At 67.8% G+C, this 14,453-nt stretch carries 12 protein-coding genes and 1 pseudogene; 10 read left to right on the forward strand and 3 right to left on the reverse strand.

Features of this window, described 5'->3' with window-relative positions; all coding sequences use genetic code 11:
- The first annotated feature begins 22 nt into the window (after nt 1-22).
- The 4 genes from AncyloWKF20_RS04040 to AncyloWKF20_RS04055 are packed head-to-tail and all read left to right on the forward strand — an operon-like array spanning nt 23 to nt 4,494.
- The gene (locus tag AncyloWKF20_RS04040) at nt 23-946 is read left to right on the forward strand and encodes an ABC transporter permease (RefSeq protein ID WP_279316633.1); all 924 of its coding nucleotides are present in this window, start codon (nt 23-25) and stop codon (nt 944-946) included.
- Between the two features lie 4 nt (nt 947-950).
- Entirely contained in the window at nt 951-1,835 is an 885-nt protein-coding gene (locus tag AncyloWKF20_RS04045) for an ABC transporter permease (protein ID WP_279316634.1), read from the forward strand.
- Nucleotides 1,832-3,541 (forward strand): ABC transporter ATP-binding protein, encoded by a 1,710-nt coding sequence (locus AncyloWKF20_RS04050; RefSeq protein ID WP_279316635.1) that lies wholly within the window; start codon nt 1,832-1,834, stop codon nt 3,539-3,541. The genes AncyloWKF20_RS04045 and AncyloWKF20_RS04050 overlap by 4 nt, the downstream gene beginning before the upstream one ends.
- On the forward strand, nt 3,538-4,494 hold the full coding sequence (locus AncyloWKF20_RS04055) for a hypothetical protein (RefSeq protein ID WP_279316636.1): 957 nt from the start codon (nt 3,538-3,540) through the stop codon (nt 4,492-4,494). The genes AncyloWKF20_RS04050 and AncyloWKF20_RS04055 overlap by 4 nt, the downstream gene beginning before the upstream one ends.
- A gap of 336 nt (nt 4,495-4,830) precedes the next feature.
- On the opposite strand, the pseudogene AncyloWKF20_RS04060 reads toward AncyloWKF20_RS04055, so the two are convergent.
- The 3 genes and pseudogenes from AncyloWKF20_RS04060 to AncyloWKF20_RS04070 form a co-directional block, all read right to left on the reverse strand.
- Nucleotides 4,831-5,930: pseudogene (locus AncyloWKF20_RS04060) on the reverse strand (IS3 family transposase).
- Between the two features lie 262 nt (nt 5,931-6,192).
- A complete protein-coding gene (locus tag AncyloWKF20_RS04065) occupies nt 6,193-9,231 on the reverse strand; it encodes an efflux RND transporter permease subunit (RefSeq protein WP_279317876.1) in 3,039 nt (1,012 codons plus the stop codon).
- Nucleotides 9,231-10,319, reverse strand: coding sequence for an efflux RND transporter periplasmic adaptor subunit (locus AncyloWKF20_RS04070; protein ID WP_279316637.1), 1,089 nt, complete (start codon nt 10,317-10,319; stop codon nt 9,231-9,233). Before AncyloWKF20_RS04070 ends, AncyloWKF20_RS04065 begins: the two co-directional genes overlap by 1 nt.
- Nucleotides 10,320-10,645: 326 nt before the next feature.
- On the opposite strand from AncyloWKF20_RS04070, the gene AncyloWKF20_RS04075 reads away from it, so the two are divergent.
- Genes AncyloWKF20_RS04075 through AncyloWKF20_RS04100 form a run of 6 tightly spaced genes read left to right on the forward strand, consistent with a single transcriptional unit; the run spans nt 10,646 to nt 14,445 of the window.
- A complete protein-coding gene (locus AncyloWKF20_RS04075) occupies nt 10,646-11,149 on the forward strand; it encodes a Na+/H+ antiporter subunit E (RefSeq protein WP_279316638.1) in 504 nt (167 codons plus the stop codon).
- Entirely contained in the window at nt 11,142-11,423 is a 282-nt protein-coding gene (locus AncyloWKF20_RS04080) for a monovalent cation/H+ antiporter complex subunit F (RefSeq protein ID WP_279316639.1), read from the forward strand. Before AncyloWKF20_RS04075 ends, AncyloWKF20_RS04080 begins: the two co-directional genes overlap by 8 nt.
- Complete coding sequence (locus tag AncyloWKF20_RS04085; RefSeq protein WP_279316640.1) at nt 11,420-11,707, forward strand: monovalent cation/H(+) antiporter subunit G; 288 nt, start codon at nt 11,420-11,422, stop codon at nt 11,705-11,707. The genes AncyloWKF20_RS04080 and AncyloWKF20_RS04085 overlap by 4 nt, the downstream gene beginning before the upstream one ends.
- The gene (locus AncyloWKF20_RS04090) at nt 11,704-12,621 is read left to right on the forward strand and encodes a hydrogenase subunit MbhD domain-containing protein (RefSeq protein WP_279316641.1); all 918 of its coding nucleotides are present in this window, start codon (nt 11,704-11,706) and stop codon (nt 12,619-12,621) included. Before AncyloWKF20_RS04085 ends, AncyloWKF20_RS04090 begins: the two co-directional genes overlap by 4 nt.
- Nucleotides 12,618-12,947 carry an NADH-quinone oxidoreductase subunit K gene (locus tag AncyloWKF20_RS04095; RefSeq protein WP_279316642.1) on the forward strand — a complete coding sequence of 110 codons (330 nt, stop codon included), beginning with the start codon at nt 12,618-12,620 and terminating at the stop codon, nt 12,945-12,947. The genes AncyloWKF20_RS04090 and AncyloWKF20_RS04095 overlap by 4 nt, the downstream gene beginning before the upstream one ends.
- Before the next feature lies 1 nt (nt 12,948).
- On the forward strand, nt 12,949-14,445 hold the full coding sequence (locus tag AncyloWKF20_RS04100; protein ID WP_279316643.1) for a proton-conducting transporter membrane subunit: 1,497 nt from the start codon (nt 12,949-12,951) through the stop codon (nt 14,443-14,445).
- The last annotated feature ends 8 nt before the right edge of the window (nt 14,446-14,453 follow it).

Here is a 14,453-nt window from a genome sequence, read left to right on the forward strand (position 1 = left end):
CCCCTCCAAGGGTTCGGCTCTCATGTGGCGCTACGTTCTCGGTCGCCTCGCCATGGCGCTCCTCACGGTGTTCATCACGACGGTGGCGGTGACGCTGCTCATCCATCTGGTGCCCGGCGACCCCGTGCAGATCATGTACGCCCAGAGCCAGGGCACGACGCCGGAGCAGATCGAGGAGATCCGCCGCAGCCTTGGCCTCGATCAGCCGATCTACGTCCAGTACCTCACCTATGTCGGCAAGCTGCTGCAGGGCGATCTCGGCTACACGATCCGCGGCCATCAGCCGGTGCTCGACGTCATCCTGCAGCGCCTGCCCAACACGCTGCTTCTGGCCAGCGCCGCCATGCTGGTCGCCATCGCCATCGGCCTGCCCATCGGCTTTCTGGCGGCCTACAAGCGCGGAACCCTGCTCGACACCGGCTTGATGATCGGCGCCATTGCCGGGGTTTCCATCCCGCATTTCTGGCTCGGCTTGCTGCTGCTGCTGTTCTTTGCCGTCGATCTCGGCTGGTTTCCGGTGAGCGGCACCGGCCTTGCCAATCTCGTGCTGCCGGCGGTGACGCTCGGCCTGTCCAACGCCGCCATCATCGCCCGCATGACCCGTTCCTCGATGATCGACACCCTGCATCAGGATTTCGTGCGCACCGCCGAGGCCAAGGGGCTGCCCAAGGCCGTGGTGCTGCACCGCCACGTCCTGCGGGCGGGCCTTGTGCCCATCATCACCATGATGGGTCTGCAGTTCTCCTTCATGATGGGCGGCGCCATCGTGGTGGAGAATATCTTCGCATGGAACGGCGTCGGCCGCATGGCGATCGAGGCCATTTTCCAGCGCGACTACCCGGTGATTCAGGGCTTCATTCTCACCTTCTCGATTGTGGTGGTGCTGGTGTCGCTGTTGATGGACACGATCTACGCGCTGGTCGATCCGCGCATCCGGCGGAGCTGAGGTGATGGCGGATATCGTCGACGCCTCGCCCGCGGCGCAGCTTTCCCCCAACATTCGGCCCGGCTTCCTGCGACGCGTGGCCCGCACGCCGGCCGGTACGATCGGGTTGACCCTTGTCGGCCTCCTCATTCTCAGCGCCGCATTTGCCGATATCCTCGCGCCGTACTCCCCGATCAAAATGGGCGTCGGCAAGCGCTTTCTCCCGCCGAGCCTCGCCTATCCCTTGGGAACGGACGAGTTCGGCCGCGACCTATTCTCGCGGATGCTGCATGGCAGCCGGCTGACCTTGATGATCGGCGCCATCGCCGTGGGCATATCCATGACGGCTGGGCTCCTCGTCGGTCTGGTGGCGGCCTATCGCGGCGGTTGGACCGAGCGGGTGCTGATGCGGCTCACCGATGTGCTGCTGTCCTTCACCGAAACGCTGATCGCACTCGCCTGCGTGGCGGTGCTTGGGCCAAGCCTGACCAATGCGATGATCGCGGTGGGGCTGGCCGGCATTCCTTTCTATGCCCGCACGTGCCATTCGGCCGCTCTGGTCGAGCGGTCGAAGCCCTATTTCGAGGCCAGCATCGCCGCGGGCGCAGGGCATGGCCGGCTAATCGTGCTGCACCTGCTGCCGAATGTGCTGCCGACCATGATCGTGGTGGCGACCCTCGGCATTTCCGGCGCCATACTGGCGGCGGCCGGTTTGAGCTTTCTTGGCCTTGGCGCCCAACCGCCGCAGCCGGAATGGGGGGCCATGCTGTCGGGCGCCCGTGACTACATGAACCGCGCTCCCTGGCTGATGGCGATCCCCGGCATAGCGATCGCGTTGACCGTCCTCGGCTTCAACCTGCTCGGCGATGCCCTGCGTTCCGCCCTCGATCCACGGGAGAACGGCACATGAGCGAACCACCGGTGCTGGACGTCGAGAATCTGCGCGTCGTCTTCGGGCGGGCCCCGCATGCGCGTGACGTGGTGCGCGGCATCTCCTTCACGGTCGGCGCCGGAGAGACGCTGGCCATTGTCGGGGAGTCCGGCTCGGGCAAGTCGGTGACGGCACTGGCGATCATGGGCCTGCTGCCCGAGCCGGCGGCGCGGATCGCGGCGGGCAGCATCCGCCTGCTGGGCGAGGAACTGGTGGGCTTGCCGCCAGAGGCGATGCGACGGCACCGCGGCGCGCGCATGGCCATGATCTTTCAGGAGCCGATGACATCGCTCAATCCCGTCCTGACCATCGGCCGGCAGATGACAGAGGGGCCTATGGCGCATGGGCAGGCATCCGTTCGGGAGGCGCTGGCCGAGGCGGCGCGCATGCTTCACCGCGTCGGCATGGCCGATCCCGCCCATTGCCTGCGGCAGTATCCGCACGAACTGTCCGGCGGCATGCGCCAGCGTGTCATGATCGCCGCCGCCATGATGATGCGCCCCGCGCTGCTGATCGCCGACGAACCGACAACGGCGCTGGATGTCACCGTGCAGGCGCAGATCCTCGACCTTCTGCGTGGTCTCGCGCGGGAGAGCGGTACGGCGCTGATGCTCGTTACCCACGATATGGGCGTTGTCGCCGAGATGGCCGATCGCGTCCTTGTCATGCGGCAGGGGCAGGCGATCGAACAGGCGGATGTGGGCCCGCTCTTCGCCACGCCCGCGCAGCCCTACACGCAGCGCCTGCTCGCCGCCGTGCCGCGCGAGGAGCCGCCGGCCGCCCGCACCACGGGCGCTGATCCGGCGTCGGAGCCCGTATTGACGGCCCGCAACCTCTGCAAAAGTTTCGGCGTGGGTCGCCTCTTTGTCCGCGGAACACCGAAGCGTGCGCTTGACGATGTGAGCTTCAGCCTCGGCCGCGCCGAGATCCTCGCCGTTGTGGGCGAGAGCGGTTCCGGCAAGTCGACGCTCGGGCGCGCCGTGGCGCGGCTCATGGATGTCGATGAAGGTACGGTCAGCTTCGAGGGGCAGGATCTCACCCGCCTGTCCGGGCGGGCCCTCCGGCGCCATCGGGCAGGCATCCAGATGATCTTTCAGGATCCCTATGCCTCGTTCGACCCGCGCTTCACCATTGGCCGCACGTTGGCCGAGCCGATGCTGATCCATGGCCATGCCGACCGGGCGGAGGCGGGCGCGCGCGCCGAGGCGCTGCTGGAACGCGTCCAGCTGGAGCCGGGCATGACGCGTCGCTACCCGCACGAGTTCTCCGGTGGCCAGCGCCAGCGCATCGCCATCGCCCGAGCGCTCGCCGCCCAGCCCAGGATCATCATTGCCGATGAGCCGACCTCCTCGCTCGACGTGTCGGTGCAGGCGCAGATTCTCGACCTCCTCGCCGAGTTGCGGGCGCGAGACGGGCTGTCCTTCCTTTTCGTCTCGCACGATCTCGCCGTGGTGCGCCGCATCTCGGATCGCGTCGCGGTGATGCGGGGAGGGCGCATCCTGGAGATCGGCCCGACCGAGGCGGTGCTGCGGGCGCCCGCCCATGCCTACACGCGCGCCCTGCTCTCCGCCGCGCCGGTGCCGGACCCGCGGCAACGCCAGCGCCCCCGCCTGTCCCTGTCGGGTGAGGGGTATCCGATAGGTCCGCTTGTTGAAATCTCTCCCTTGCATTGGGTCGCGTCATGACGATCGGAATAGCTGCCTACGGCCCTCGTGCCGGCCTTGCGATCCTGCGCGCGCTGGCGGCGGTCGAGACGATCGGGCGCGGCTCCATCGGCGGCTTCGTCAGCGTCGTCGCGCTGTCGCCCACAGGCGCCATCATCCGGGCCGAGGCGCAGCAGGGCGGCAGCCGGGGCATGTTCCCAGCGGGAATCGACAGCGCCCCCTCGGAACTTCTGACAGCGCCGGTAGCGGGTCTGATCTCGAGCGGCCCGAACCGTCCCGAACCGCTCGCGCAATTCACCCCCGCCCTTGCCGGCGTCGGATTGGTGACGGGACACCGCATGCCGAATACGGTCGGCGTCAGTGGGCGCCAGATCAATGATGAGGTTGTCGACCTCATGCGTGAGGGCATCGGCGCCGAAATGGCCGTGCGGAGGGTGTTGGCGGCCAATCCTATGGCCGATGCGGGCATCATTGCCCTATCCTGCGATGGCGATCTCTTTGCGGCCGATTCCGATTATGTCACGCGGCGGGGCGATTCCGGGCAGGCCATCGCCGGCTCTCGCGAAGGCGGTGCGGTCGTCGGCGTGCTGCATAATTCCATCCACCCGTCTCGGCCGATCGCCACCCTGGCTGCGGAGGTCGCCTTGGACGTGATGCAGCCGATGGACAGGATTGACGGATGGATCATCCTGCGCGCGGACACGCCACTCAGGGCAGGATCCGCCAATGCGGTTGAGATCACAGGAACCGGCGGCGTCGACATGATCGTGGTGGAAGACCATCGCTTCCTCAGCGGGTGCTGGAGCGTCGGTCTCGGCTACGAGACTCCCATCATGCAAGGCGGGGACTATGTTGGCATCATGCTGCACGAGCCCTACATGGTCGTGCGCGATGCCTGCGTCGTCACCATCGATGGCGAGCGGGAGCTGAGGATCCCCATTCGCACCGTTGGGCGGACTGCGACAATATCTTAGGTACAAGCATCCAAAGGAAGACCATAGCCCGCGAGACTGTGGAGGTACCGCATGCCGGGCGCTTCACGCGCGTCCGCAGGGATGATTGTACGGTTGTCCTTGCTCCGGAGACCTTCTGATCGGTGCGTCGCACTACGGAGTACAATCGGCGGTGATGGCGTAACGGGGGAGATTCGAACTTTCTTTTGATCGTAAGGCTATCGCAATGATGTTCGTCCGCTTTGGGAATCCGCCCATTCGAACCCGAATGTCAGCAATGGCGGCGCAACAGGACCTCTAACCTGAGACGCTTTTCTTCTCCGGCTTAGGAGAGAGTCCTTGGGTTGATTTTTGGCCTCATGCGGCCTGGGTTTCCAATGGGATTGTTGCCGCGAACTCGGCGGGGGATCGATTGCCGAGAGCTGAATGAGGGCGGTTTACATTGTAGTCCTCCTTCCACGAGGCGATTGCGGCACGGGCTTGGCCCAGGCTCGAGAATAGGGTCTCGTTCAGGCACTCGTCCCTGAACCGACCGTTGAAGCTCTCGACGAAGCCGTTCTGCATCGGCTTGCCGGGAGCGATGTAGTGCCATTCGACGCCGCTCTGCTGGCACCATTTGAGAACGGCCATCGAGGTCAGCTCGGTGCCGTTGTCGGAAACGATGGTTGCGGGCCTGCCTCGGATGGCGAGCAGCGCATCGAGTTCGCGTGTCACCCGAAGTCCCGAGAGCGAGGTGTCGGCCACCAGCGCCAGGCACTCCCGGCTGAAGTCGTCGACGACGGCCAGCACGCGGAAACGCCGACCGCCCGTGAAGGCATCCGACACGAAGTCGAGGCTCCAGCGGACGTTGACCCGATCCGGGACCAGGATGGGACGCCTCGTGCCGAGCGCTCGCTTGCGTCCTCCGCGGCGGCGGACCTGAAGCTTCTCTTCCCGATACAGCCGCCGGAGCTTCTTCTGGTTCATGACGATGCCCTGGCGCCTCAGCATGATGTGGATGCGCCGGTAGCCGAAGCGGCGGCGCTCGCCGGCCACGGCCCGCATGGCCTCCCGCAGACTTGCATCGTCGGAACGGATGCTTCAGTAACGCACGCTGGTGCGATCGACGCCTGGCGCCTTGCACGCCCGACGCTGGCTCACCCCGTGCGCCGCACAGGCATGAACCACGGCTTTGCGCCTCGCATCGGGCGTCACCATTTTTTTGCGCTGACATCCTTCAGGATCGCGTTGTCGAGCATCTGCTCGGCCAGCAGCCTCTTCAGCCGCGCGTTCTCCTCCTCGAGCGCCTTCAGCCGGCAGGCATCGGACACATCCATGCCCCCGTACTTGGCCTTGAACTTGTAGAAGGTCGCCGAGGAGATGCCGTGCTTGCGGCAGACGTCAGCGGTCTTCGCGCCCGCCTCCTGCTCCTTCAGCATCCCGATGATCTGTTCCTCTGTGAAGCGGCTGCGCCTCATGTTCTGGTCCTCTCATTGGGCCAGAACGAACTTCAAGCTGGATTAGCCGGGAGGGGCAACGTCAAAACGCCTCGTGGATCTGTGCTCCCGTTATCGCCTCCTACACTTGGATGGCGCCAATTCCCGGCACTATTGGCGGGCCCGAGGATGCGCCTCCCGGGGAACGGAAAAACCATGCCTTTCTCGGGGATCCCGCGCCGGCTGGCCGCTTCCTATGCCATCTCAAACGCGCTTGGCCGCCAGCGCCTGTTGACCGCCGGCCTCACCCCGGCGATGGGCGTTCCCGCCCGATCGTCGCCAGATAGAGAGCTGGCAGGAAGACCAGTGTGAGCAGTGTGGCCACCATCAGCCCGCCCATGATGGCGAAGGCCATGGGGCCCCAGAAGACAGTGGGGGCGATGGGGATCATGCCGAGCACGGTGGACAGCGCCGTCAGCATGATCGGGGTGAAGCGGGCGCAGGCGGCGTCGATCACCGCCTGCCGCGCATCCTTGCCGCCGGCCCGCTCGGATTCGATCTGACCTACGAGAATCACAGCGTTTTTTATGATCATGCCGATCAGCGCCAGTACGCCGAGAATGGCGACGAAGCCGAGCGGGCGGCCGGACAGCAGCAGTGCGATGACGACGCCGATGAGACCGAGGGGAGCGACGCTGATGACCAGTGCGGTCAGCGAGAACCGCCTGAGCTGGAACATGAGGACGGTGAGCATGATGAGGATCATCACCGGCACCACCGCGATCACCGAGGCGAGCGAGGCCGCGCTCTCCTCCACCGTGCCGCCGGTCTCGATCCGGTAGCCCGCCGGCAGCGTCGCCGCCAACGCGTCGATGGCGGGGGTGAGCTGGTCCACCACCGTCTCCGGCAGCTCGCCCGGCGCGATGTCCGACTGCACGGTAAGCGCCGGCAGCCGGTCGCGGCGCCACACCAGCGGATAGGTCTGCTCATAGCCGAAACTGGCAAACTGGCTCAGCGGCACGGTGCGCCCGCCCGGCAGCGGGACTTCCAGCGTGCGCAGCGTGTCGAGCGAGACGCGCTGTTCGTCGGTGGCCCGCAGCACCACGTCGATGAGATAGATATCGTCGCGCACCTGGGTCACCGGGGCGCCGGTGACCACGGTGTTCAGAACCGAGCCGATAGCCTCCGTCGACAGGCCGAGCAGCCGCGCCTGATCCTGGTCGACGCGGATGCGGATTTCGCGGGCCGGCTCGATCCAGTCATAATTCACCGTCCGCGTCAGCGGGTCGGCGGCGATGACCTCGGCGAGCCTGAAGGCGATGTCGCGGACCTGGCCGAGATCGGGCCCGACCACGCGGTATTGGATCGGCCAGCCGACCGGGGGGCCGAGTTCCAGCGGCGAGACGCGGCTCACCACATTGGGGAACTCGTCCGCCAACAGCGTCGCCAGCTTCGCTTCCAGCCGCTGCCGAGCCGCCACATCCTTCGCCACGACCACCGCCTGGCCGAAGAAATCATTGGGCAGCTGGGCGTTCAGCGGCAGGTAGAAGCGGATCGCGCCCTGCCCGACATAGCCGCTCCAGCGCGCCACGTCCGGGTCGTCCCGCAAGGCGTCGTCGAGCCGCTCCATGGCGCGCTCGGTGGCATAGATCGAGGCGTTCTGCGGCAGCTGCAGGTCGACCAGCAGTTCGGGACGGTCGGATGAGGGGAAGAACTGCCGGGGAATCAGCGGCAGCGCCATCACGGCAGCGACGAACAGCGCCAGCGTGACGGCGATGGTGACCCAGCGGGCGGCAAGCGCGGCCGAGAGGAAGCCGCGATAGAGGCGCATGATCCGGCCCGGCTGGCCATTCGTCGCCTTTGGCGGCTTCAGGATGACCAGCCCGATCAGCGGCGCGAACACCACCGCCACCAGCCAGGAGACCAGCAGCGCGATGGTGACCACCGCGAACAGGGTGAAGGTGTATTCGCCGGCCGAGGAGGCAGCAAAACCCACGGGCACGAAGCCGGCGATGGTGACCAGCGTGCCAGCCAGCATGGCGAAGGCATAGGTCTTGAAGGCAAAGACCGCCGCCACTTCCTTGGATTCGCCGGCGGCAAGGCGGCCAAGCGTGGCGTCGGTGGTGGTCATGGCGTCGTCGACCATCAGCGCCAGCGCGATGATGAGCGCGCCGAGCGAGATGCGCTGCATGTCGATGTGGAGCAGCCACATGATGGCGAACACGCCCGCGAGCGTCAGCGGGATGGTAAGCGCCACCATGAGCCCCGCGCGCACGCCCAGCGCGATGAAACTGACCACGAGGATGATGAGAATGGCCTGCCAGAGCGACTCCATGAATTCGGAGATCGCGCCGGTCACCGTCACCGCCTGATCGGCCACCAGATGCGGCTCGATGCCGAGAGGCAGGTCCGCCGTGATCTTCGCCATCGCCGCGTCGACATTGCGGCCAAGCTGGAGAATGTCGCCGCCCTCGCGCATGGCGATGGCGAGACCGATGGCGGGCTCGCCATTGGTGCGGAACAGCGGGCGCGGCGGGTCGGCATAGCCGCGCCGCACCGTGGCGATGTCGGCGAGCCGGAGCATGCGCCCGTCCACCGCGAAATTGATATTGGCGATGTCCTGCTCGGAGCCGAAGGCGCCGGAGACGTCGATCACCAGCTTCTCGTCGCCGGTCTGGATGGTGCCGGCGGGCTGCACCACGTTCTGCGCCCGCAGCGCCGCCACCAGCGCCGAGCGGTTAATGCCGAGGGCGGCCAGCTCCCGCACCGAAAACTCGACGAAGATCTGCTCGTCCTGTTCGCCGAGCAGCTCGACCTTGGCGACATCCGGCACCTGGAGCAGCCTGGCGCGTGCGGCCTCAACATGGTCGCGCAATTCGCGATGGGTGAAGCCGTCGGCGGTGAAGCCGTAGATCAGGCCGAACGTATCACCGAACTCGTCATTGAAACCGGGCCCGACCACGCCGCGCGGCAGGGTCGGGGCCATGTCGCCAATGCTCTTGCGCACATGATACCAGACGTCCGGCACCTCGTCGGCCGTGGTGCTGCCCTTGAGGTTCACGAAGATGGTGGTGACGCCCGGGCGGGTATAGCTGCGGATGAAGTCGAGATGGGGCGTCTCCTGCAGCGTCCGCTCCAGACGCTCGGTGACTTGCTGCAGCGTGTCTTCGATGCCCGCGCCGGGCCATGCCGCTTGCACCACCATGGTCTTGATGATGAAGGACGGATCCTCGGCCCGGCCGAGCCGCGTATAGGCGAAAAGCCCGGCGACCACGACCGCCAGCATGAAGAAGATCACCAGCGACCGCTCGCGGACCGCCCATTCCGAGAGGTTGAACCGCATCACGAGCCCGCCCCGAGCAGGCGCACTTTCTGGCCGGGATGCAGGGCCTGGACGCCGGCGGTGACCACCACCTCGCCGGGACTAAGCCCGGTATCGATGGTGATCGACGCCTGGGAGAATCGGCGCAGCTCGACATTGCGCAGCGCCACGGTCGCCGTCGCCGGATCGAACACCCAGACCGCCGGACGGTCATTCACCGAGGTCAGCGCGGACGCCGGAAGCTTGATCGCCGCATCCGTGTCGAGTTCGACCCGGCCGACGACGGTGGAACCGAGCCGCATCGCGGCCGGCGGATTGTCGAGGCCGACACGCACGCGGAAGGTGCGCGTCACAGGGTCCGCCTGCGGCGCAACTTCGCGGACCCGGCCGGTGGCGGTCACCGTGGGATCGTCGCTCAGCGTAACGGTAATGAGCGAATCGGCCGGCGCCGCACGCAGGACGTTTGCCGGCACGTCGAACACGGCATCGCGTCCCCCTTGCCGGGCCAGCTGGAGAATCATCTGCCCCGCCTGCACCACCTCGCCCGGCTCGGCGCCGCGCGCCGTCACCGTGCCGGCGGCGTCGGCGACGAGTTCGGTATAGCTGACATTGTCCTGCGCGATCTTGAGTTGGGCCTCGGCATTGTCCACGCCGGACTGCGCCGCCTGCAGCGCCGTGCGGGCGGCGTCGTGATTCGCCTGGGTGGTGAAGCCGTTGCGGAGCAGGTGCTCCTGCCGCTCGAAGGTGTTGGCGGCCGTGACGAGCTGACTTTCCGCCGCCGCCAGCGCCGCCTGCGCCGAGCGCAGCGCGTTAAGGGCATTTTGCGGGTCGAGCCGGGCGACAATCTGTCCGGCCTTGACCTGATCCCCGACATTCGCGCTGCGTTCGATCATCCGGCCGGAAACGCGGAAGGCAAGGGAGGCCTCATCCTGCGCCTGAACATCGCCGGTAAAGGAGACAGACTGCCCGCCGGTAGCCTTCTCGACCGTGACGACGCGCACAGGCCGCGGCTGAGGCGCCTCGACGGCGGCATCCTCGCCGCATGCCGCAAGGAGCAGGCTCGCGCCGGTGATAATGGCAATCGCCAAGGGCCTTACCGTCATCGTCATCCTGGTCTCGTCCCCTTGCAAATCCAGATCAATCGTCAAGAAACGACGATGCTTGAGACGACCAGGAGCAATAGCGTCGGCCGCTCATCCCATTGTGACAGCGCGCCCAGCATCGGCAAGCGGAACAACTATACTTAGCGGACGGGGTCGGGAAACCGGCGTGACGTCCCGTTTCTGTACCTTCCGTCCCGGCCGCCAGTGGTTTTTCGTGCGATGCACATGGGAGAGCGGTTCGCCATATTGCTTTGAGCGCGCATCGCTCGGCACAGTAGCGCCGAGCGGCAACCGCGCCGCGATTGTCTTTGTCACGCGGGAGTCTGTCCCTGGTGTCACGCCGTTTGCGCTTGATCGATTCTGTGCGTCGCGGGGCACCGCGGGCGCTGGGCTTCTTCGCGCTCTGGCTCGTGCTGCAGGGCGGCGGTCTTGCTGGTGCCGCCGTGGGAGCACTGACCGCGGCGGCGGCAGCATGGCTCAGCCTCCGGCTGTTGCCGCCCGACGGACGACGCGTCGCGGTTGGCGCGCGGGTCCGGCTGGCTCTGCGCTTTCCTGGGCAATCCGTGCTTGCCGGCCTCGATGTCGCGCGCCGGGCGCTGGCCCCGTCTCTGCCCCTGCAGCCGGGCCTCGTGGCCTGCCGCAGCCGGCTTCTCTCCGGCACCGGCCGCGACGCTTTTCATGCCTATCTGAGCCTGCAGCCGGGCACATTGCCGGTGGGGATGCGCGATGAGGCGACCCTGCTCGTCCATGCGCTCGATACCAGCTACCCGGTGGCCGCCGCCGTCAGCGCCGCAGAGCGCGATTTCGCCGCCATCCCGAGGCTCGCCGATGGCTGAACTGCTGAACCTCGCCGCCCTCCTCCTCCTGCTGCTGATGGCCACCGGCCTGGTCTGGCTGCTGCGGGCGCCGAGCGCCGCGGACCGGCTGATGGCCGTGCAACTCGCCGGCACCGGCGGCACGGCGGTGCTGGCGCTGCTCGCCATTGCCGAGGGGGTCGCTGCCCTGCTCGACGTCGCGCTCACCCTCGCTCTGGTTGCCGCCTTCGCCTCCGCCGCGCTTTTCGCCGCCGGCCCGGCCAGCCCGCCGGATGAGAGGCGGGAGCCGTCATGAGTGCGCTGATCGACCTGTTTACGCTCATCGCCGTGGCGGCGGGGTTGTTTTTCTTCCTCGCGGGAACGGTCGGGCTGCTGCGCTTTCCCGATGCGCTGTCGCGCCTACACGCCTTGACCAAGGCCGACAATCTCGGCCTCGGGCTGATCCTGCTGGGCCTGATGCCGCAAGCAGGAGGCGCGCTCGGCGCGTTGAAGCTGCTGGTGATCTGGCTGCTCGTGCTGGTCACCGGCGCGGTGGCCAGCCAGATGATCGCACGGCTGGTGCAGGGCGGGCGAGGATGATGGACGCGATGCTCGACGCGGTTCTGGTCGTCACGCTGCTGGCGGTGGCGCTGTTCAGCGTGCTCGCGCGGCAGGCGCGCACCGCCGTCATCGCCTTCATCGCCTTCGGTCTGCTGCTCGCCCTCGCCTGGGTCCGCCTCGGCGCCGTCGACGTGGCGCTTACCGAGGCGGCGATCGGCGCCCTGACAGCCCCGCTGCTGCTCGGCGCCCAAGCCTTTGTCGGCGCGGAGAAACCGGCCGCTCTTCCCCTGCGCCTCACTCTCGCCGCTCTCGCGGCCCTCATTGCCGGGGCGCTGGCCGTCATCATTCTGGGCGCGCCGGAGCCGGCGCCGAGCCTTGCCGCGCAAGCCGCCGCGCCGCTCGACGCACTCGGCCTCGGCAATCCGGTGACCGCGGTGCTGCTCGCCTACCGGGCGCTCGACACCTTGCTGGAGACCGTGGTCGTGTTGCTGGCGCTGATCGGCATCTGGTCGCTGGCGGCTGACGAGACATGGCGCGAGGCGCCCGCGGCGCCGGCCGTGCCGAGCCCGCCCTTGCGCCTGCTGGCCCGCACCCTGCCGCCGGTCGGGCTCGTCGTCGCCCTGCATCTGCTCTGGGTCGGCGCCGACGCGCCGGGCGGCAAGTTCCAGGCGGCAACGCTGATCGCCGCCATGGGCCTGCTGGTGATGATGGCCGGCCTGGCGCCGCCGCCGGCACTGTCCGACGCGCGGCTGCGCGCGCTCCTCGGGCTCGGGCCGGCGGTCTTCCTCGCCATCGGCTTCGCCGGTTTTCGCGCGGCCGGCGGTTTCCTCGCTTATCCCGACGGTTGGGCAAAGCCCTTGATCGTGGTCATCGAACTGGCTCTGACGGTGTCCATCGCGCTCATGCTGATGCTGATGCTCCTCGGACCGGGCGCGCGGAAACCATCGGCATGAGCGGCACGCTGATTTTCGGCCTCGCGGCCTGCGGGCTGGTCGGATGCGGCCTCTATGGCGCTTTTGCCCATGCCGCGCCGGTGCGCCGGGTGCTGTCCTTCAACCTGCTGGGCGCCGGCGTCTTCCTGCTGTTCGGGGTCGCGGCGCGCCGGGGAGCCGCGGCCGGGCTGCCGGGCGATCCGGTGCCGCAGGCGCTGGTGATCACCGGCATCGTCGTCGCCTTCGCCGCGACCGCGCTGGCGCTGACACTGCTCCGCCGCCTGGCCGCCATCCGGGCTGCCGAGCGATCCGTTGGCGGGCTCCGCGACGAGCCAAAGGGCCGGTGAGATGGGCGTGGCAATAACCACCGGCCCGCTCCTTGTCTTGGCCGTCGTCATGCCGGTCATCGGCGTGCTGGCCATGCTGGCGATGCCGTGGCTCGGCATAAGGCGCCCCGCGACGGTTGTGCTCGGCGTGGTCGCCGGGGGCATCGCCATCGCGACCGCGATCATCATCGACCTCCTGCGCTCGAGGGAAGCCATCGTCTATGTGCTGGGTGGCTGGGCGCCCCCGCTCGGTCTTCAGTTCCGCGCCGACGGCCTCTCGGGCGTGATGATGGCGATGGCGACGCTGGTCATCGCCGCTATCGCCCTCTATGCCCGGCCGCACTTCGACGCGGCGGAGGATGCGACAGGCGGGCGCCGCGCTTTCGCCTTCTGGTCGCTGCTGCTGGGGCTGTGGAGCGCGCTCAACCTCGTCTTCCTCGGCCAGGATCTGTTCAACCTGTTCGTCGCGCTGGAACTGCTGACCTTCGCCGCCGTGCCGCTGGTCTGCCTCGACGGCAGGGCGGAGACCATCGAGGCGGCGCTGCGCTACCTCGTCTTCGCGCTTGTCGGATCGGCGCTCTATCTGCTCGGCACGGCGCTGCTCTATGGCCAATATGGCACGCTCGACATCGCCGCCCTGCACGGCCTGACCGCGGCTAACCTCGCCACCCACGCCGCCCTTGCGCTGATGATCGGTGGGCTGATGGCCAAGGCGGCCCTCTTCCCCCTGCATTTGTGGCTGCCGCCGGCCCATGCCGGCGCGCCGGCCCCCGCGAGCGCGGTGCTCTCCGCCCTGGTGGTAAAAGCGCCGTTCTTCATCATTCTTAGGCTGTGGTTCGACGTGCTGCCGGCGACATCGCACGCGGCGGCGGCACAGGTGCTGGCCGCGCTCGGTGCGGTGGCCATCCTGCTGTGCAGCCTCGTCGCGCTGCGGCAGCAGCGGCTGAAGCTGATGATCGCCTACTCCACCGTGGCGCAGATCGGCTATCTGTTCCTGATGTTCATCCTGATCGAGCCGGGGGGCGCCCCCTCAACGACGATCGGATGGACCGGCGGCATGCTGCAACTCATCTCACACGCCTTCGCCAAGGCGGCGATGTTCCTCGCCGCCGGACTGATCGCCGAAGCACTCGGCCATGACCGTATCGCCGACCTCGCCGGAGCCGGGCGCGCTGTCCCGGTCAGCGTGTTCGCCTTCGGTCTCGCCGGTCTGTCGCTGATGGGACTGCCGCCCAGCGGCGGCTTTATCGCCAAGCTTCTGCTGCTCAACGCCGCGGTCCTGAGCGGGGCGTGGTGGATCATCCTCGTCATCAGCCTTGGCGGTATGCTCGCCGCCGCCTATGTCGCGCGCGTGCTCAAACGCGCCATGGCCGCGCCGGCACGCGCGATCGAGACCCGCCCGGTGGCGCGGATCAGCGAGTGGTCGGCGCTCGGGCTTGCGCTTGGCGCGGTGGCGCTCGGCTTTGTGCCGCTGCAGCCGCTCGGCATGCTCGCCATCGGCCGTGCGGCCCTGCCGTGAGACGCCGG

The sequence above is a fragment of the Ancylobacter sp. WKF20 genome (assembly GCF_029760895.1).
Lineage (GTDB): Bacteria > Pseudomonadota > Alphaproteobacteria > Rhizobiales > Xanthobacteraceae > Ancylobacter.

Excerpts from the sequence above, each read along its gene's own strand:
- AncyloWKF20_RS04040 (WP_279316633.1), top strand. The coding sequence starts at position 23 with ATGTGGCGCTACGTTCTCGGTCGCCTCGCCATGGCGCTCCTCACGGTG.
- AncyloWKF20_RS04045 (WP_279316634.1), top strand. The coding sequence starts at position 951 with ATGGCGGATATCGTCGACGCCTCGCCCGCGGCGCAGCTTTCCCCCAAC.
- AncyloWKF20_RS04050 (WP_279316635.1), top strand. The coding sequence starts at position 1,832 with ATGAGCGAACCACCGGTGCTGGACGTCGAGAATCTGCGCGTCGTCTTC.
- AncyloWKF20_RS04055 (WP_279316636.1), top strand. The coding sequence starts at position 3,538 with ATGACGATCGGAATAGCTGCCTACGGCCCTCGTGCCGGCCTTGCGATC.
- AncyloWKF20_RS04065 (WP_279317876.1), bottom strand. The coding sequence starts at position 9,231 with ATGCGGTTCAACCTCTCGGAATGGGCGGTCCGCGAGCGGTCGCTGGTG.
- AncyloWKF20_RS04070 (WP_279316637.1), bottom strand. The coding sequence starts at position 10,319 with ATGACGATGACGGTAAGGCCCTTGGCGATTGCCATTATCACCGGCGCG.
- AncyloWKF20_RS04080 (WP_279316639.1), top strand. The coding sequence starts at position 11,142 with ATGGCTGAACTGCTGAACCTCGCCGCCCTCCTCCTCCTGCTGCTGATG.
- AncyloWKF20_RS04085 (WP_279316640.1), top strand. The coding sequence starts at position 11,420 with ATGAGTGCGCTGATCGACCTGTTTACGCTCATCGCCGTGGCGGCGGGG.
- AncyloWKF20_RS04090 (WP_279316641.1), top strand. The coding sequence starts at position 11,704 with ATGATGGACGCGATGCTCGACGCGGTTCTGGTCGTCACGCTGCTGGCG.
- AncyloWKF20_RS04095 (WP_279316642.1), top strand. The coding sequence starts at position 12,618 with ATGAGCGGCACGCTGATTTTCGGCCTCGCGGCCTGCGGGCTGGTCGGA.
- AncyloWKF20_RS04100 (WP_279316643.1), top strand. The coding sequence starts at position 12,949 with ATGGGCGTGGCAATAACCACCGGCCCGCTCCTTGTCTTGGCCGTCGTC.